Here is an 18,274-nt window from a genome sequence, read left to right as displayed (position 1 = left end):
CTGTCAAACAGGGCACGGCCAGGCGCAAAATGCCCTCGCATGAACCGTTTTAGAATGGCAGGAGCATTGCTTCCCAGTGCTGGAGTCAAATACCGGTCAACGGGCGTTCGCCAATTTGGACGCCCTACTCTTAGCCTGGTAACTTTATAACGAATCGTCTCATCTGTTTTGCTCTGCAGCATCAGGTCGTTTTCTGGACTTACTTCAAATTGATCTAAATAGTCTGATAACGGGCTCCCTTGTTGATCCTGAATGTTATTTTCACTAAAGAAAACATTTATTAGTGGCAGAGTCTTTGATCCGATTAAAATTCCGTCAGTTTCTATTTGGATATGAGAGGGGTCATCAACTTGGGCTAATGATGCAATCCTTTGTATAAAACTTCCTAAGAGACTCATTGTAAGGAATATCCTATTTATGCCTGCATCCAACATTGCTCAAATGGCGTTAGCCCTTCAGAACGGAAATACTCTTTAAAGCCATTAAATATTAAGTTCCGGGTTTGCTCGCCAGTATTATCCTTTCTTCTAAAGCCTGTTTGGATTCTCTCCAATCGTTCAATCGCAAGCGGGTCATCCGCATCCTCTTTGAGCAAATTAAATAGCTTGTATTTGGCTGTCTCAAGAGCATCCTTCTTATGTTCAATGCACCACCCATACGCCGCTGCCAGCCCAAGATGAAATGTGTCGCGTGAGAGAAGATTCACCCCTGTAGGTATAATAACTCCTTCGTTAGTTTCCTTTCGTTCAGTGTATTTCCGACACAATTCTTCATCAAAATCGACAAGAAAGCCTATATAGCTTTCAAATTCTGTTGTTAGGTCAGTTTTTCCAGACGACTTCTCCAGAGAGTCGCCATAGTTGGTTAAAACATCAATTTGGTTTAATTCTGCAATCACCTCATTACGGACATCAATATGAGGAGATTTTTGAACAAAGGCTTGAAATGCTTGGGCAATGACTGAAAATTGATACTGACCATGGCCACTTCTTCTGTTTGAGTCTTTTTCTCTATAAATGGAAATCCTTCCATCATATTTTTCAGCAAGATTTTCACAAAGTGGACGACTGACAACCTCAAGCTGATGCTTGAGACTCATTGGTTTTTGCCCTGCATTCAGCAAAATCATTCTATAGGTAAGAGCAGAGAGTTTAATGTCAGGCCAAATTTCAACCCTTAATGGCCTAGACAGGAATCTCGTCAATTCTTCGCCTTCGAGCGAATCTCTAACGTTTTGGATCGCTGTGGTTCTCTGAAGACCATCGATAACGAAAACATCTCCAGGCGGAATTAACTTAAGTGCAGGGATGAATTTTTCGTCGCTAGGATTATCAGGAGTGTCGATTCGGCCCTTTCGTATTCCCAAAACAACAGGTGGAATTAAACACCCCTCTTTGAGATCTTGCCTTAGTCGTTCATACGGCTTGAATCCCTTGATTACTTTTCTCTGTATCTCGAGATTGTCTTCAGCGCCGCTTACCAAATTAAGATATGCCTCTGTGTGCATTTCGACGAGGACACTTGTTGCGCTAATACGATCATCTTTAATAACACTAAGTATTTTCATGAATTATCGCCTCCCATCCTTGTGGCTGCCTGGTCATACCACATGAGCAGTTTGGGATCTTCTTCCAGGACGTTGTTGGGGATCTTGTCGGCCACGGCGACGATGACGGCATAGTCGCGTTCCTGCCAGGCTTTCTTGAATCCGGCGCGGACAGCTTCCAGGCGGAAGACCTTGAGCTTCTTCTTGACCTCTTTGTATTCCTCGAACTCCTTGAGCAGAGCCTTCTCGCGCAGTTTCTCTAGGTCGCCTGCCTTGTTGGGATCGGGCACGTACCAGCGGTCGCGGGCCTTGGCGACGAGGGTCGGATCTTCCTTGGGCAGGTTGCGCAGTTCTTTCCAGTTGGTAGAGAGGTAGGCGTGGATCTGCTCCGGCACCGGGCCTTTGCCGTCGTAGCAGAGGAAGTTCTGGTTCAGCAGTTCACGCAGATCGAGCTGGGCCTCGTTCTTGCTCCAGCCACCGAGCTGCTGCATGAACTGCGGGTTGATGTCGGAGAAGGTCTGCGGCTTTTCCTTGATGAGCTGGCGAAGCCACTGAATGGCGGATGCCTCGTCGGAAACGAAAATGGACATCTGCTTGAGTTCGCCCGAGGTCATTTTCTTGCGGTCGTATTCGGCCACCTGATCCGGCAGGAAAAACATGCCGTCACGCTCGATGAAGCGCAGCGCCAGACCGTTCTGGAATTCCTGGCTTGAGATCGGCACGGGGTAGCCCTTGCGGACGTAATAGGCCACCATCTGGTCGAACAGGATGCGTGGATCACGTTCCGGGACGAACTGCAGCAAGGCTCCCTGTTGCTTAGTGACCGGAAGATACTTCAAGTGCGTACGAACAAAATCCCACACGCCTTCTTCGGTTTGCGCCTCTTTTTGGAAACGCTCTTCAAAGCCGCCATTGGGTTTGTAGGCTGAGATGACGAGGTCTTGTTTGACGGAAGTAGGGTTTGTTTGGGCGTTAAAACTGCCTTTCTTTTTATCTAAGGCAGAAACATTAGCTATAACAAACCCTGCATCGGTTATTGATGTCTGAATGTTGTTCCACACAGAAGCCTTAGTATTTGAAAATTCAATAGTCATCCATCTGCCAGGTGCCAGAATTCTATAAACCTCTTGGAAGCATCGTGTCATTAAGTCACGATATTCAACAGAACCCTTATTCTGAGATTTGTTCTCTATCGCTTCTTCCTTGTTATTGGTTTTAGCGCCAAGCCAAGACTCCCAAACTAAATTCAATTCAGAGTAATTAAGATTTGAACCAAAAGGTGGATCGATAAATACATAGTCAAGTATGTTATCGGGAATCGCCACCTTTGATGAAGATTGTGTTGTTATGCAATTACGAACTTGACCAGAGTGGAATACGATTTTTTCAACCGCATCGCGCAGCATTCTCAGGATGTTCAACTCTTTAATAAGCGATGGAATGTAGTATGTGCCATTCTGTGGGCCACCACCAGCCCCCCAAGTTCCAGACTGATAGGTCAGCCCATACCTTTTTGTTATCCTAAAGGCGACAATTGTTAACGGTATCCAGAGCCTTGAATCTTTGCATAAATTTTTAAACTCCGAGAGAGCTATATAATTCCTCGTAGAGTATAGATGATGAACATGTGTGAACCCGATTTTTAGCGCCTCACCGGTCTTATCCCCATCTATAATTTCTGTTATAGGATGTTCAATATTGTGTTCATAGCTTGCGATATTATCGAGCAGCTCCAAGTCGTCTTTGGATGCCTTCTTGTCGTATTTCTTGCCTCCAAAAACGTAATTAATACGAACGGGTACTTGTTTCGCTTGAGTAACTGATTTTCCAATTAGCGGATCATATGATGTTGTCCAGCGCCGTTCGATACTTCTCTTTGTCAAATTAGCCCCACACTCAGAGCACTCAAACTCGTCGAGCACTTTTCCGTTTTCAATGTCTACGGCATTTTCCCAGAAAACAATATCAGCAGAACATTCCGGACAAACAAAAACATCTGACCAAATTACCGAATTGATTTTCCCTTTTTTGCCATTTTTATGCGTTGTTTCAAACAGCCAGCCCCATCTTTCCTCTACCATGTCAATAACTTTATAAATTGCACTCTTAAGCGACTCTCCATCGGCTGGAGTGTTGTAACTACTCGAGATATAGGTGGCTGCGGGAGATAGATCATTTAGTATGGCTTTCCGAGCACCGAGCTTTGAAAACGGTCTCCAAACCCTTTTGCCATTTTCGTCAAGTTCTTCCTGCAGAATAGTCCCATCGGGTTTCACTTGATAACCAAGTGCTAATACCTCAGCTCGATCTCCACATAGACGCGCAGCCACTCCAGTCATGCCGGTCCCGCAGAATCCGTCGAACACGATATCCCCCGGCTGCGTGTAGTGGAGGATGTAACGCATGATAGCCTTGTGCGGCACCTTGGTGTGATATGGATGCATTCTGTAAACAGGGTCGTATTTACCCTCGCTCACGTCGGCCGCAAATGGCTCTCTATGGTATTGGTTGCCTTCAGGTTGCTCCCGCTTTTGCGCCTCCCACTCGGCGATGAAGTCGGCGATCCAAGGGTTCGGACAGGCGGTGTAATACGGCGGATCGCTCAGGTTCAGGATGTCCTCGTCACTGCCGATGGGGAATCCTTCGATCTTGCGGAATTCCGGGTCCTGCAGCTTCTTGCGCAGTTCCTCGGTGAAGTGAGCGCGGCGGGCCTCGTCGTTTTCAAAGGTCATTCCGAGACAAGTCACAGGTCCGGAGTGTTCTCGGTTCTTTTCGTGTGAATGTAGATCAAGACGTAGCTGTTCCATCATGTGTTTGCTCCAGTAAGGTCTTGCCCTTAGCGGTTATCCGGTATTTTTGTTTGCTGCTGCGGGGTTTGTCGGGAATCGTCATTTCGATGACCCCATGTGCCATTCCTGCCTGCTGGTAATGCTCCCGAAAATGCTTTTCATCCTTCAACTCCAGAGCAGCCATGATTTGCGCCCTGTTCATGTCGCCCTGCATGATACTCAGCATTCGCATGACTTCGGGGGTGACTTCGGGGGTGACTTCGGGGGTGGCTTTTCCGGACTTCGGGGCCTGGTCCATCGCCTGGTTCTCGATCCATTCCAGTCTGCCTCTAATGGCTGTGGGCAGGCTGTAGGTGGCCTGGTCCGGCGATGCCAGCAACTGCTGGTGGCACAGGTAGTCCAGCGCTTGGTGCGCGATGCGGATGTTGCCGCCGGAGGCGATGGCGGCATCGGTCAGGTTCATGCTCGTTTGTGCTGCCGCCATGGCCAGGATGGCCGCCTGTTCAGCGGTGAGCGCCACCCCCAGATCGGACTGAAAACGCTGCATGGCTTCCGTGATCAGCGGTTCGTTCACCAGGATGAGCTCAAAGGCTTTGTCCGTTTTGTCATTGTTGATCTGTGGCGGCCTGCGTCCCAGTTCGCGCCAGTTGCGGAGAATGGAGCGAATACCGGTGCCTGCCTGGTCACTGAGACCGATGCGACGGAACGCATTGACGATAAGTGGATTGCGGATGTCCTTCTCGTTAGATTCCAGCAACTGGGCCGTGGTGGCAAAGGCGTCGCCCGGGTTCCAGAAGATCAGTCGATCGGTAAACCACTTCAGTGAGGCTTTGCGATTGTGGTCGCCATAATCCTGATGGATCAGCAGGTTGATCGCTGCTTCCCGAAAGGCGATGTAATCGGGAGGGTCATCATTTCGGCGCAGAGTCGCCGGATCGACCGAAAAAGGGTGCTCTGCGATGCGGGAATATTTGGCAACCAGCCCGCGCCACGTTTTGAAAAGATTTTCTTCAAAAACCAGTCGATCATGCCAGCGCTGATCCGAAGACCAGTCGTCGAAGCGGGTATCGATACGCTGGTAATCCAGCACAGGACGGGGCAGCAAAGCCCGGACGCAGCGGTCGATGCCAAACAGCAATATACCGGCGCGGGTCAGAACCGGCGTGCCCGCATCATGCACGACAAAATTCCATTCCAGCAAAAATTCCTGTGGATCGGGTATGTGCCGATGTTCCGGATTGCGGCGGGTGAACTGGTCCTGGTACCAACTCAAAGTTTCCGGATCGATGCTGGACGCGAGGGGAAAATCCGGCATTCCCTCGCCATCCCAGGACTGTTGGGCTGAATCGCGCAGGAAGCGTCGAAGCTCATTATCGGTCATTCGCTCGTCGCGCGCGGCACGGCGCAGATAACTATCACGAGGATTACCATTGAGATAGATCGGCTTGTGATGACGATTCGCTTCCGGGATGAAAAAGGCCAGGATACGCTTGCCCTCCAGTTCATAGACCCGGGGCTCGGCATCAACAATGTGATTCAGTTTTTGTCCGCTCCGCAGTGTGGTCAAAAAGGCATCCTGCATCCGGTCAAATGCGGCAGGGTCCACTCCTGAGATTTCGAGTTGCCCTTTGTTTTCCGATACGCCGAACAACAACCAGCCACCCTGTGTATTGACAAAGGCACTCACGGTTATGTAGGCGTCCTTGGGCACATCCCGTTGAGCCTTCTTGCACTCGAAATCGGTCCATTCGTATCCCTTTAAGCGGGTGATCAGCTCATCCCTGTTCACGGTTTACTCCATGACGATCCGCACTTTGGCCGGGTCCTTGCCCTTGGTGAGTTGATCGATGTACTCCTCAAAGCGTTTCTTCATCTCCGAGGGAGTGGCGGGACCAGCCTCAACCTGCAGAGCGTTTTGCAGGTCCTTCACCCTGACAGTGACCTTGACCAGGCCGGAGAGCACCTCTTTGAGAGCATGCACGAAGTTGCTGGAAAGCGGTATCGGCAGTTCCTTCGATTTGATGAAGGCCTCCAGCGGTTCGCGGTCGTCGATCTTCAAAAGATCCAGGTTGGCCTGAGTGATCGGGTCCTCCAGGTTGCTGAGGAGGGTGGAGGTCCAGGCCGTCACCATGGCGTCGAGCTGGGCGTCCATCTGGTCGATCATCTGCGAGCCTGCCGCCGTGTCGGTTTCCACCGAAGGCCGGAACCCGCAATGCGGGCAGATGGGCGAGGTATTGAGATTTTGCTCGGTCAGTGCGAAACAGCTCTTCAGCCCGGCCAAACGGTTCTGATAATCGGTGAGCTGCTGCCGGGGCATCAGATCGATACCGGCCAGCTTGAGCAGGGTTTGCAGCCGCTGATCGTTGAGCAGTCCTGCCTTGCGCTTGTCGTCGTTCACGCCCAGCCGGGCCTTGGTGTGCAGGCCGATGTAGGCGACGGTGTAATCCTTCTTCAGCTTCTGCAGCTTGGCCCCGATGCTCTGGGACTGGCTGGCCAGCTCGGTCAGGTCGGCCTGCTTGAGGGCATCCAGCACATCCTGCCGGGTGGTCTTCATGCGATCCACCCAGTCATGCTCGGCGGGCAGCACCGCCTCGGCGGTGGAGAGCCAGGACGCCGTCGGGCTGTGGTCCATGATGAACTCGCGCAGGGCGTCCAGTTCATCCAGCGCCTTCACGGCCTTTTCATGGGCCAGTACCTCGGGAGCGCTGTAGCGGAAGTTTTTCAGCTTGCCAGGCGAGGAGTAGGCCTGCAGCGATTCAAAGAAGCCCTTGGCCTCGTCCAGTCCGCTGGCCTGGTCAGCCATGTCGGTGCCCGCGAGCAGATCCAGGCCCCAGAAGGAAAGCCCCTCGCGCAGGGTCTGCCGGGTCATGACGATGCGCTTGACGATCTTACCCAACGCCTGCTGCAGGTTCTGCACCGGTTCGTCTTTGCCCTGGGTGACAAGCTGGGCCATGCCCGGCGTCATGCCGAGGAGTTCGAACAGCGCCTTGAGCGCGGGAAGGTTCCATTCCTTGGGCTGCTCCAGGTGCTTGAAGCGGACCAGCTCGTCCATGCCGGTCGCGGCAAGCTGCTGCAATCCGGTGGCGTCGAATTTCTTGCCCGGGATGGCGAGCACGATGTCTCCGGAATAGACCAGCGCCGCCACCAGGACGGTCACCCATTCCGGCTCCAGGCGCGAACCGCCCGGGTTCATGTACTCAAGTCCGTGATCGTCCTGGATGATCTCGCTGCGGTTGACCACCTGGCCGTGGCCCTTGGCCTTTACGGCATCGAGGATGAACTTGGTGTATTTCGATTTGTAGGGGTCGATCTTCTCGCCGTCGAGGAGTTCCAGCGCATCCATCACGGCGGTGGCCTGCTTGGTGCGGTTCTGCCCGGCGATGGCCCGCAGGGCGTCCTGCGCGGCCTGGGCGCGGTTGTTGCCGGTGATCAGCACCGAGAAGAACGGGTAGTCCGGGGCCTGGTTCTCGAAGTTCGGGGCCAGGCAGACACCGGCGATGGTGTTGACCAGGTCGCGGAAGTTGATGGTTTCGTGGGGAGCAATGCCTGATAACGTTCGGATATTGCCACCCTTTTCCTTTGCCCAGGCCGCCATCGATTTGGTGCGTCCCTGGTAGGTCACCTCGAACGCCGAAGTCATATTCTTTTGGAGCCACTGCACCAGGAGGCGAAGAAAGCTATTGGCCTTGGCCTCATAGGTGGCCTTGGCATGGCCCGAGGCTGTTGAGGCCAGATCCAGGGCAGCTGCATAACTCTTGAGCGCCGTTCGAAAGGGTTCATCGATTTCCTTGATGCGGAAGAATACTTCGTCGCTTTGCTTCTCGTCCTTGAAACGGGGGGGATCGTTTGGCTGGATGAAGTAAAGATAGAAGTCCCGCTGAGGCACCGCGGTGGAACGTTCATTGGGAGCCCCGAAAAACAGGTAGCCGGTGCGGGCGGCCTTACGTTCCTGCCAGACCAGCTCGTGCTGCCAGATCTTGTAGCCGGTGACATAGGTCGCATCCTGGCACTCCATGACCCGTTTGAGGGCTTCGTAATAGAAGCGGTCGAGCTGAGAGTCGCTCAAGGTCTCGGCCTTGCGCTCGATCAACGCATCAAAATCGTCGGTTTTCTTCAAATCGAGATAAAATTGACGGTTGTCGGTGTTGAAAGAGATGAACTGACCGCTCACCGTTTTGTGGATCTCGCGCAGGACCGTTTCCACATGGGTCTGCAGGTCTTTGTCGGGCTCATCGCTGCCCAGCTCGGCAATCAGGGGATCGAAGAGACACAGGCGATCGCGCAGCTCCTGAGCAGACGCTCCCATGGGGGCGTAAATGTCGCCGGTGGTGAGGCGGTGAACCGACAGAGCATGGATCAGGCGAAGGGCCATCGGCTTGTATTGCTTGCGAGTGATGGCGTTTTCGATGCGGGATTCCAGCACCTGGCTGCAGTCGATGACAGCCCGTATTTCAGGAATGGCGCGAAAGGAGGCGTTCTGCTTGAGAGTGCCCCAATAGCTGTCGAAGGCGACCAAGCCGGGTGTGTCGTGCGGCACGTCCTTGTTCAGAATGCCCTTCATGCCCATGGAGAGAGTCTTGAGCACTTCACGTTTTTCTGCGACAGTGACGCGCTCGAAGGTGTCGATGTAATCGGGGTGCACCGGGAAGAGTCGGACGAATTCGTCCATCCGTTCGTTCATGTTGCCGTAAAACCTGGTGAAGGGAGTCAGGTACTCGCGGATCTTGGCTTGCTGCTCGGCGGTCTTTTTGAGCAGACGCTCGGCCACCACAAACTTGACGTCGTTGCGGGCGATCAGGATCTGCTCGAAGCGGTCCTTCACTCTGCGGATGCTGTCGGCGACAAAGGCAAAGCGGGGGCTGTCGAAAATGGCCTCCTGAACACCGGCTATGAAGCGGAAGCGTGACGATTTGCAGTATTCACCCAGCTCTCGAAGGAAATTGAGATCTAAAATCAATTCCTGATCTTTGCGTGTTCGCAGATAATCCAGCAGTTCATCGACCACCAGCATCAGACCGTGGTTGGGATATTTCTGGAGGAATGCCTCTTCCATATCCTCCAGAGCTTTCTTGTGACCTGTGATCGTTCCCGCATCAGGAAAAACGTATTTTACACCGAGCTTGTCGAGATTCTCTTCCAGCTCGGCCACCAGGATGTCACGCAAGGACATGGTGGTCGCACCGATTTCCGTCCGAACGACCTTGAATCGACCGGCGATCTGCCTGGCTGCCTCACGGACGGCAGAGTGACTCAGCTCTTCCAGCAGTGAGTCATCGGCGGCAAGACTGGAAACCACAGACATCAAGTGCGATTTACCAGTTCCATAATTGCCGACGACCAGAATGCCTCTGTTGTCGGCGGGCTGGTCGAACTGCATCTGAGGAATGACGAGCTGAGTGAGCCGTTCCGCCATTTCCTGGGAAATAACGTAGGTTCTTACGAGTTGCTGTGCGGAGCCGGTTTTATCCGCGTCACGCAATTGAACGACCGACTCAATGGGATCAAATTGTATAAGGTCTCCGTATTTCATGCCTGACCTGTCTCTCTATTTGTCTGTTGCCGAATCGACCGTTGCCGTCCCATCCATGGTGACGATCAGAGCATCTACTGCCTCATAGCTCCGATATTCGGGATGACCGTTCTCGGCATAGGTAAGTCTTCCACCGGCAGCGATGCCGTTCCAAGATGCTACGACAGTCCGGTTTCTCGAAATACCTTGCAGGAGACGCAGAGGATCTTGCTTGAGTCTCTTGTCGAAGAGGATTTCAAGGTTGTCGAACATCACCGTGGACTGTACATCCATAGCGATCTGGCCCAGTATTGCCGGCAGCCGCAATGCTCGCTGCCTGGTGGTAAGTTCCAGCAATGCAGCCGAAAGGGCAAGATTCACATTGACGACCTGGCTATCCAGATGAAGTGCAACGTCACGAAGCACGCCGGTCTTGCCGGAGCCCGTCTCGCCCACCAATAAAACCAGGCGGTGGTACATTCTTTCGGCTGCCTGAATGGATCGTATTATTTTTTCCTGTATCGGTTTGGCCATAGCCGCTCCTCATGACTCACTCTTGCGCCTGTTGGATTTGTCTCCTGCTCCGCCGGTCTGGACCCAGTTATCCACCTCTCCCTGTTTGAACATCCAGCGGCGACCGACGCGATGAGCAGGCATGCCGCGATGTTCAATCCACTTGTAAACCGTCTCGTTCGTGACGCTCAGGTACCTGCAAATGTCATCGACTTTCAGCCATCTTTCTTCCATGGGCTACTTCCCTTGACATAATGAGCTTCGGACCATGTCCAGCCAACATCGATATCAGGAGCACCGGCATAGATGGGGCATAAAACAACTTCGAGAGGCATAACCAATACGAGGCCGTACCGAGCAAAATAAACTACTCTTGCGGACTCCCAAAATAAAGCGTTTTGAGTCGAACAAAGACGAACTTTTTACCGACAGTGCGCAGAAAGATACATTAACATTATGAATTAATTAATGTTTACTATGCTCAGGCAGCCCCAAAAACTAATAAATCCAGATGGGATACTCAATTCGGTTTTTATAATTCCCCACAGATTTTAGACAGCAGGGTAAGCTTAGATTGGAAGTTCAGATTTTCTTGTTTGAAGTGAACAGAATCGAAGCAAAAGTATGATGCACCATTCAAGATAAGGGGAATCCTGAAGCTTTTTAAGAAATTGAAGACGATCAATGAGGTTGCCGCCAATTTTGGCGTTCACCCGATGGTGGTCAGCAATTGAACAACGATTCTCGCACCTTTCTGCCACGCAGAAGGTGTTTCCGTCCTATCCACAACAAGACATGATCCTGCCATAAGCGTTCCTTTACATTTTCCCCTTCATCCATCCCAAAACCCATTGTGCCACCAAAACCAGCACCGCGGCGATCCCACCGTATTTTCCGGCAGAGTAGGCCATCTTCTCACGCAGCTCGTTAATGGATTTTGAAAGAGGGGATTCGATGGCCTCTATTTTGGCCCGAAGCTCTCTATCCCTCAGGTCCAAGTCCTTAACCAAGTCGTCACGAAAGGCCGAAATCTGCCTCTCAAGGCTCCGCTCAACCGAGGCCAATCCATCTTTGATTTCTTCCCTTTTGCGGTTCAATTCGCGGAACTCGTCCGCACATTTTGCCATCGTATCAAGCCGCTGTTGATCCACGCTTCTCAAAAACCGCTCGACGTTTTCAATGCGTGCCGCAAGCGCACCAATCCCCTCGCATTGCCTGCGTATCCGCGCCATTTCGGACATGAGGCTTTCAAGCAAATTTCCAGTTTGCTCGGATGCCTTCTGTTGCCGCATGATCAAGTCAAGGATCAGGTCGTCTCTATCGCGGTCGTCAGACATTTTGATTCCAGGATGTGTTGTTTTCCCTTGTCCGCGCATTCGGGCACGGCTTGTCATGACCCAGGCTAGCAATATTCGCTTGCTTCAAGGCAAAAAACCTCAAATCTCCCATCCGGTCGGCTCCTCGTAAGCCTCTTTCCGTGGGGGCTTTGCAGCATGTCCGGCAAGGGGATATTGCGAAAAGTCAACCCGCTTTGCCGACTCGAAGATACCGACCACCTTGTCAAACCTCGATTCCATCAGGGCATGTTTGATATCCTCCGGAATAAAGAACGGGGCTGACTCGAGAAGAAAATCGCAGAGGCTCTTCATACGGGCTTTCTCTTCTTCCCGGGCCTTGACCGCGATTTGAAGTTTCTCCTCGAGTTCAAGAAAATCCTTTTCCCTTGCCGTCATTTTCTCAAGCAACGCACTCTCAAAGAGCTCCGCATGATCGAGGCGCTCTGCAAGCTCGATGGCTTTGAAGTGGGCGTCAGCCTGCCAGCCGGCAAGCAACCCTTCGGCCTTTGCATCGTCGTGGACCACTGCGGAAATGGACTCGAGGATTGCACTGCGGTCGAAGGCGGATTCCAGGATATACCCGCGATTCAGTGCAAAACCGGGGTTCAACACATAGTCAAACCCCGCAAACCCCGAGAGTCGTGTCGTTTTGCCGGCCCCCCCGTCAGAACCTGGGCAGGCCCACGAAAAACCACCCACACGGCTCTTGTGCAGGCTTTCCACGATCCGGCCCGTTTCGGTTGCAAGAATCTCCTGCTTGTGCTTGACCGTTCCGTCATCTTCAATCGAAAGGCAAGTTGTGACGTTGCTCGGGATATTGGAGACGATCACGCTGGAACCGTCCGGCATCCGTACCGCTTCGACTTCCCCCAGGTTCATCTTGCCTGCCAGGATGCGCCGTCCGTGCCCGTAGTAGCCAAGGGCCTCCCTCAGCCTGATTCGTTCCCGGGTGGCTTCCATCTCGGCTATCTCGCGGGCATTTTCCAGCACATACTTGCGATGGTTCCCGGTGTACTTTCTCCCCTCGTTAAAAAGGTTGAACGAGCATTCCAAGATCTGCCCCACTACTCCACCTCCTGCCTGTAAAATTCATCGACCGTTTCGTATATCATGCGTTTTATCGCTTCTGAGCCTGCAGATTCAAAAGGCCCCCTCCCCTTGCCGCCCTCTTCGCCTTCCTGCGGGTCGGGCTTTTTGTTTACAATCTCTTCGGGGAAAACTTCTGAAAATTTCTGCTCGTCCATTTTTAAAATGTCGGTAAACAGGTAATTGTAGAAGGAAAGCCGGTCCAGATGACTGAACTCCTGATCCATCCCGGCCATCATTCCGACAATCATGGTGGCAAGGTTGGCTCGTCCCTCGAGATTTTCCCGCTCTTCACGTTCCATAGCGGTCGAGACCGAATTGAAAACGATGCGCCATGGCTTTTGGCCTGGAAGAAAAATCTTTCCGTACTTCTGAGCGATGTGGATGTCAAAAATGCGTTCAATCGCGTTGCGAACGGCTGTTCGGATCTGCTGCGCCTTCATGGCCGCGATGACGGAAATCCGGAACCAACCCCCTTCTCCGAGACCGCCCGCCATGAGATCCCCGAACCCCAAAAGCGCCGGATCGACACCGAGCGCCGAACCGAGGCGCTTGACGTGGAAAAGAACGTCCTCGAGACCATTGATGTCCGGGGTGCCCTGCAAACTGTTGATGTCGAGCCGCCCTTTGCTGTCGCCCCAAATGGGAATGATGTGGTTCAAAACGGTTTGGACAAAGCCCTTGCGAAGTGAACGGCGCGCCATTTCCTTGTCGGCTTTTTGCATCTGATTCGTGATGGCGTTCAGGTATTTAGCGCTTCGGACCGGATCGAGCTTCCCCATGTTCACGCCGATGAGCCGTTCCAGCCTTGCCGCGTTCTTGCGGCTCATGTTGAGGCTCAAGATGGCTTCCATGAGGTCGAACCAAGGCCCGTAAGCGGTTTCGATGAGACTGGTGCCGTAGTTTTGCGTCTCGATCATGCCTTCTGCGTCAAAGTCTTCGTTGGAGAGGTCCACCCCTTTGGCGTCCACCCTGTAGGGCTCGACCACGGCATCTTTTCGCCAGTAGGGGATTTTCACCGCAACCATGGACCAGGGCGGCATGAGCATCACCGTTTTTTGTGTGCCCTGGTAGGCCGTCGTGAAACCGGCAAGACGCCCGGCGTGTTCATACTCTCTCACATGCCTCGGGTGCGTGTAGAAGTCGTTTCGGATATGAAGAACTCCCTTCCCTTGCCCGGAGTAGACGCGCATATAGTTCACGCCATAAATTGCAGCCGGGTACACCCATGACTTTACTTTTGAATTGAGGTCTTCCTCGAAAATCTCTTTCAAGTCTTTTACAAAGGCGTTTTCAGCATCCGTGGAGGATTCGATCCTTAAAATCTGCCCGCTGTTGAGATCCGCGCTCATGGCATGGGCAATGTGCATTTGGATGGCACTCTCGACGGTGGGGTCCGAAGCCATCGCTTCGAGAAAACCATACCTTGAAATGCGGTCGGAAGGCAGACTGTGAATCAGCTTGTCTTCATCGGTCGTGAGCGCAAAAACGTGTTGAACCGGATCAATGACCTGATCCCCGAAATCACCGAAAAAACCGGCTGTTTGAGCCGGTAAATCCACGTTCCTCGCATCGTAGTCCGTTATGGACTTCCGTGCGGGGAAAAGCAGATCGAGCACTTTCGACCCGAGGGCTCGGGGGTCGGGCGCTTTCTTTTTCTTTGCCATTACAAAAAGCCCCCGGCCCGGATGAAGGCTTCGGCGTCATGGTCGTAGACCGTGTATTCCACGTCTTCGCCATTATCGACCATGGTGTGCGTGGCCTGCCCTACGAAATGGTTTTCCAAGCTGAACTCGTAATAGATCTGAGCCAGCAGCAACGAGAAGGCGGGGTCTTCCGGGTCGAGCATGGCTTCGAGCATTTCAGCGTCAACATCCTGCCCGAAGGGTGCAAAACCGGCATCCAGCATGGCTTTTTTCACCACCCACCACCAGGGGCCGAAGTTCCGGTATTGAACGGGGTTTTTCCGAAGGTGGGATGCAAGAAGCGGCAAAAATCCCTTCGACCAATCAGAGAGAGACCCAAGAGACGCCACGATACCGGCGACATCCTCACGGCCGGGCTTTTCGATGTTTCGCATTAGACGTTCCTCTCAAAGATAGAAGCCAGTTTTTCAAAGCCTCCGTTTGCGTCGATTTTGGCTATCGGCATATGCCACCATGCGCCATGAACCTCTGGCCAGTTTGACTCGAAGGTGGCTCCCAAAACAGGTTTCAGGTAGGTGTCCTTCGTTCGAAAGAGTGCCCCTGCTTTAGCGTTCCTGTCCTGCAAAAAAACCCGCTGGAAGCTCCCCCCTTCCCCCTTCATCCCCCGTCCGCGAAATGGGGTCGTGTTCAACCGCACGGTGATCCCGATTGCCAAGAAGCGATCCAGGATCTCTTTTGGCAGCTCCCTGAAATTCGGGTCGGCCTTCAGTTCGGCCTCTTCTTGCTTTCGCCGCTCTTCTTCAAGTCTTTCCCTACGTGCCTTCTCCTCTGCTGCCCTGGCTTCAAGATCGGCTTTCACACCCTTAAGCAACGCCTCCTTCGAGGTATACTTGATGGTCCGATTGTGGTCGGCCATTTCATAGTCATTCCACACTATGAACAGGAAAATGAAGATTTGCTGGAGGAAATCCTTAAACACACTGAGGTCACTATTCATAATAACTACCCGTTATTACGAGTATTATTAGGTGATAGGCACACTGCAAAATCGTTGTGATGGTTGAAACCACCAGGGACGGGTCAGGCGGTGTTTCCACACTCGGAAACGCCCTATCCGACCCGATTGAAAATTCCTCGCATATGCAGTAGCTTCAGAAGAAGCTCAATAAAGAGTGTATATAAATGACCTCGCTTTTTTCGGCATGGTCTTTCGAAGTCTACAAGAGGGGAGGCTTGAGAAAATGTCAGCACAAGTCGCGAAGAAAAAGACCCGCTACACCTATGAAGATTACTTGGATTTTCCAGATGATTTCAGGTGCGAGATCATAAACGGGCTGATCTATGACATGACCCCCTCCCCAACCACCGGGCACCAGCTTGTATCGGGGGAAGTCTTCTCGCTGATTCGAAATCATCTTAGAGAACACGGTCACATCTGCCAGGTATTCGATGCCCCGCTTGATGTCGTTTTCGCAGAAGACCAGATAGTGCAACCCGATGTGTTGATCGTGTGCGATCGGCAAAAGATAAAAAGAACCCACGTGTCAGGCGCTCCTGAGGTGATCTTCGAGATCGCATCACCGTCAACGACTCTCAAGGACCGTCGTGAAAAGATGGAACTGTATGAACGATCTGGGGTTTCGGAATATTTTTTGGTCGACCCGGACAGCAAATTTGTTGAAAAATATATATTAAGAGACGGGAAATACGGCAGATCCCAGATTTATGCGGGAGATGACGCTTTTCGCATCGAAACCATCGATCTTCAACTTATCGCAAAGAATTTATTCGCGCAGATTGAATAAGACCCGTGCCGATTCGTCTCTATGATCCGGTTCAAAGGATTTGCTGCCGGACACATTCTCCACCGGACAGCCTCCTGTAAAAACAGTATGTTAGAGTAAAACAAGAAGTTCGATTTGGAAACATACTTTCTGCCTTTCGCACAAGCTCTCCTCTCATGCCTGTCCAGGGAGACCCTGGTGTTGGCCATGGATGGGAGCACGGTTGGCCGCGGTTGTATGGCACTTGTGGTTTCCGTAGTCTACAACTTTGTACCAGGCGGCCTGGTTTTTGGACAACTGCCTCATCCCACAGGGGTGCGGCTCACGCTACGCCACATACTGCCAGTACTTTTCTTGCGCAACGACTGATCTCGCTGTAAAAGCCGGTCGAGTCGTGTTCCTCGATACAGGTGAAAAACTCGGGTGTCCATTGATTCAGATGGTCGAGGAGAAACCGGTAATCCTCCTCGATGGGGTGCATGGGGGAGAGAATCGATAAGAACGCCAGGAATTCGAGCTCCACAGATATGTGATCCGGTATATCGTCGGCAAGGACCCCGTAGGTTTGATAGAGATTTTGCAGTCGTACCGTAGACGCTCCCATCAGGGAGCCCTCGATGTAAAATGACCCATAAGGTGGGCAGGGCACCTGCGGCAGAGCATTGATGAAGAGCCTCACATATTCGTTTTGAAGCTTTGTCAGTCCGACCGTTTCCAGGTCCGGATCGAAGGCGATCCCGATTCCTGCGAGCGCGAACCAGTCGGGCATCTCCTCGGGATAGCGGAACGACCTGGACAGAAGCTTCAGGTCGTCCGCCTCGATGGAATGGTTTTGCATCATGATTGCACCTTCTTCACGATAGGCAGCCTGTCAACAGCCAGCGTAATCAGAAAGCACGCGAAGGCCAGGACCGCCAGAAAGATGGTGATTTCGATGCCGGTCGGAAAATAATGGGCGTGGGTCACAAAGGTATCCACCGTCGGGTCGTACCTCCCGGAAGCGATAGGAACGGACCACTCGACTCCTTGGAGACCCATGGGAGGGAATGTGAGCGGAATCTTTCCAAAGGCTGCCGGCATGAGCAGGAATCGATGGGTGAAAATTCCGGCAATCAGAAGCAGGCAGCTCACGACCACGGCGGATGCGCTGGTGCGCACCTTCTCGCGGGAGAGCAGCAAAACAGCTGCAAGGGGAGCCAGGACTTCAAAGGCATGCGCCCACAGATAATCTTTGAAAGTGATGGACAGAGTCTCCATGGACTCGCTTGCACCGTACCATGCCTGGATGAAGTAGTCGTTGTACATGAAGAAGATGTGAACCAGGAGCGACACGGTGATCATGAGCGACATGATGCGGTAGGCCTCTCGGAATTCTTCCTTTACGCCATACACGAGGACCGCCACCACCATGACGACCGACGTTCCGGACGCGATAGCTGCCGCCACGAAGTCAGGGGCCAGCACGGCCGAATGCCACCATTCCCGGGCGCCCTGCGTGGAAAAAATCCAGGCCGTGACGACGTGGATGCCGATAGCCGCGATCAGGGAAAACGGGGCGATGCGCCTGGCCCACTTCTCTGAGAACTCGGAGGGGTTTTCCACCTTGAGGGCGATCCTTGCGAGAGGGCCTTTGAGGTCGGGCAGCATGAGAAGATAGAGATACACGAGGGACAGGATGGCATAGAGGTTCAAGACGCCCACGTCCCACACGAGGGGAGAAGAGAGCTTGGGGTGCAGGAGCATGTTGTAGAGCCTTACCGGCTGTCCTATGTCGGGAAGAATCGCCAGCATGGCCGCCGTTACGTTGGCAAAAGCCGTGAGAGCCCCGATTCGCGCGAAGGGCTTGAGGGCAGTGACTCCAAAAAGATAGATGAGCGAGCTCAGGACGAGGCCCCCCGCCGCATTACCTACAAAGAAGGCAAGCCCTGAGACATAGAGGCCCCACGAATAGGAATTCCGAAGGTCGGTCAGGATGAGCCCTTCCCTGTATTGCAGCACCCAGGCCGCAAAGCCTGCGATCATCATCAGGCCTGTCAGCACCAGCACGATTTTCTTGCTCATGGC

General features: G+C 52.8%; 15 protein-coding genes. 1 reads left to right on the top strand and 14 read right to left on the bottom strand.

The features are described 5' to 3' along the window. From MWC30_RS01325 to MWC30_RS01270, 12 genes are all read right to left on the bottom strand, one after another. Window positions 1–398: hypothetical protein (locus tag MWC30_RS01325; protein WP_244082340.1), on the bottom strand; the 398-nt coding region annotated here is incomplete at its 3' end. A gap of 17 nt (window positions 399–415) precedes the next feature. After that, window positions 416–1,567: a hypothetical protein gene (locus MWC30_RS01320; RefSeq protein ID WP_244082339.1), complete on the bottom strand. Its 1,152-nt coding sequence runs from the start codon at window positions 1,565–1,567 to the stop codon at window positions 416–418. Next, entirely contained in the window at window positions 1,564–4,353 is a 2,790-nt protein-coding gene (locus MWC30_RS01315) for a DNA methyltransferase (RefSeq protein ID WP_368860774.1), read from the bottom strand. The genes MWC30_RS01320 and MWC30_RS01315 overlap by 4 nt, the downstream gene beginning before the upstream one ends. Next, window positions 4,334–6,124 carry a Fic family protein gene (locus MWC30_RS01310; RefSeq protein WP_244082337.1) on the bottom strand — a complete coding sequence of 597 codons (1,791 nt, stop codon included), beginning with the start codon at window positions 6,122–6,124 and terminating at the stop codon, window positions 4,334–4,336. Before MWC30_RS01310 ends, MWC30_RS01315 begins: the two co-directional genes overlap by 20 nt. A gap of 3 nt (window positions 6,125–6,127) precedes the next feature. Then, window positions 6,128–9,865: a DUF6079 family protein gene (locus MWC30_RS01305; protein WP_244082336.1), complete on the bottom strand. Its 3,738-nt coding sequence runs from the start codon at window positions 9,863–9,865 to the stop codon at window positions 6,128–6,130. A 15-nt stretch (window positions 9,866–9,880) separates the two neighbouring features. After that, window positions 9,881–10,378 (bottom strand): BREX-3 system P-loop-containing protein BrxF, encoded by a 498-nt coding sequence (gene brxF / locus MWC30_RS01300; RefSeq protein WP_244082335.1) that lies wholly within the window; start codon window positions 10,376–10,378, stop codon window positions 9,881–9,883. A 9-nt stretch (window positions 10,379–10,387) separates the two neighbouring features. Continuing rightward, window positions 10,388–10,591 (bottom strand): helix-turn-helix domain-containing protein, encoded by a 204-nt coding sequence (locus MWC30_RS01295; protein WP_244082334.1) that lies wholly within the window; start codon window positions 10,589–10,591, stop codon window positions 10,388–10,390. Between the two features lie 584 nt (window positions 10,592–11,175). Next, on the bottom strand, window positions 11,176–11,766 hold the full coding sequence (locus tag MWC30_RS01290; protein WP_244082333.1) for a hypothetical protein: 591 nt from the start codon (window positions 11,764–11,766) through the stop codon (window positions 11,176–11,178). A 27-nt stretch (window positions 11,767–11,793) separates the two neighbouring features. Next, the gene (locus MWC30_RS01285; protein ID WP_244082332.1) at window positions 11,794–12,759 is read right to left on the bottom strand and encodes a hypothetical protein; all 966 of its coding nucleotides are present in this window, start codon (window positions 12,757–12,759) and stop codon (window positions 11,794–11,796) included. Beyond that, window positions 12,759–14,447, bottom strand: coding sequence for a portal protein (locus tag MWC30_RS01280; protein ID WP_244082331.1), 1,689 nt, complete (start codon window positions 14,445–14,447; stop codon window positions 12,759–12,761). Before MWC30_RS01280 ends, MWC30_RS01285 begins: the two co-directional genes overlap by 1 nt. Beyond that, a complete protein-coding gene (locus MWC30_RS01275) occupies window positions 14,447–14,860 on the bottom strand; it encodes a hypothetical protein (RefSeq protein WP_244082330.1) in 414 nt (137 codons plus the stop codon). Before MWC30_RS01275 ends, MWC30_RS01280 begins: the two co-directional genes overlap by 1 nt. Next, complete coding sequence (locus tag MWC30_RS01270) at window positions 14,860–15,423, bottom strand: hypothetical protein (RefSeq protein WP_244082329.1); 564 nt, start codon at window positions 15,421–15,423, stop codon at window positions 14,860–14,862. The genes MWC30_RS01275 and MWC30_RS01270 overlap by 1 nt, the downstream gene beginning before the upstream one ends. A gap of 244 nt (window positions 15,424–15,667) precedes the next feature. On the opposite strand from MWC30_RS01270, the gene MWC30_RS01265 reads away from it, so the two are divergent. After that, window positions 15,668–16,231 (top strand): Uma2 family endonuclease, encoded by a 564-nt coding sequence (locus tag MWC30_RS01265; RefSeq protein WP_244082328.1) that lies wholly within the window; start codon window positions 15,668–15,670, stop codon window positions 16,229–16,231. A gap of 301 nt (window positions 16,232–16,532) precedes the next feature. On the opposite strand, the gene MWC30_RS01260 is transcribed toward MWC30_RS01265, so the two are convergent. Then, the gene (locus MWC30_RS01260; protein ID WP_244082327.1) at window positions 16,533–17,051 is read right to left on the bottom strand and encodes a molecular chaperone; all 519 of its coding nucleotides are present in this window, start codon (window positions 17,049–17,051) and stop codon (window positions 16,533–16,535) included. Beyond that, window positions 17,048–18,271, bottom strand: coding sequence for an NrfD/PsrC family molybdoenzyme membrane anchor subunit (gene nrfD, locus MWC30_RS01255; RefSeq protein ID WP_244082326.1), 1,224 nt, complete (start codon window positions 18,269–18,271; stop codon window positions 17,048–17,050). The genes MWC30_RS01260 and nrfD overlap by 4 nt, the downstream gene beginning before the upstream one ends. Window positions 18,272–18,274: the final 3 nt, after the last annotated feature.

The sequence above is a fragment of the Desulforhabdus sp. TSK genome (assembly GCF_022836495.1).
Taxonomy (GTDB): domain Bacteria; phylum Desulfobacterota; class Syntrophobacteria; order Syntrophobacterales; family Syntrophobacteraceae; genus Desulforhabdus.
This window is presented reverse-complemented; position numbering and strand designations above follow the sequence as displayed.

Excerpts from the sequence above, each read along its gene's own strand:
- MWC30_RS01320 (WP_244082339.1), bottom strand. The coding sequence starts at position 1,567 with ATGAAAATACTTAGTGTTATTAAAGATGATCGTATTAGCGCAACAAGT.
- MWC30_RS01315 (WP_368860774.1), bottom strand. The coding sequence starts at position 4,353 with ATGGAACAGCTACGTCTTGATCTACATTCACACGAAAAGAACCGAGAA.
- MWC30_RS01305 (WP_244082336.1), bottom strand. The coding sequence starts at position 9,865 with ATGAAATACGGAGACCTTATACAATTTGATCCCATTGAGTCGGTCGTT.
- brxF (WP_244082335.1), bottom strand. The coding sequence starts at position 10,378 with ATGGCCAAACCGATACAGGAAAAAATAATACGATCCATTCAGGCAGCC.
- MWC30_RS01295 (WP_244082334.1), bottom strand. The coding sequence starts at position 10,591 with ATGGAAGAAAGATGGCTGAAAGTCGATGACATTTGCAGGTACCTGAGC.
- MWC30_RS01280 (WP_244082331.1), bottom strand. The coding sequence starts at position 14,447 with ATGGCAAAGAAAAAGAAAGCGCCCGACCCCCGAGCCCTCGGGTCGAAA.
- MWC30_RS01275 (WP_244082330.1), bottom strand. The coding sequence starts at position 14,860 with ATGCGAAACATCGAAAAGCCCGGCCGTGAGGATGTCGCCGGTATCGTG.
- MWC30_RS01270 (WP_244082329.1), bottom strand. The coding sequence starts at position 15,423 with ATGAATAGTGACCTCAGTGTGTTTAAGGATTTCCTCCAGCAAATCTTC.
- MWC30_RS01265 (WP_244082328.1), top strand. The coding sequence starts at position 15,668 with ATGTCAGCACAAGTCGCGAAGAAAAAGACCCGCTACACCTATGAAGAT.
- MWC30_RS01260 (WP_244082327.1), bottom strand. The coding sequence starts at position 17,051 with ATGATGCAAAACCATTCCATCGAGGCGGACGACCTGAAGCTTCTGTCC.
- nrfD (WP_244082326.1), bottom strand. The coding sequence starts at position 18,271 with ATGAGCAAGAAAATCGTGCTGGTGCTGACAGGCCTGATGATGATCGCA.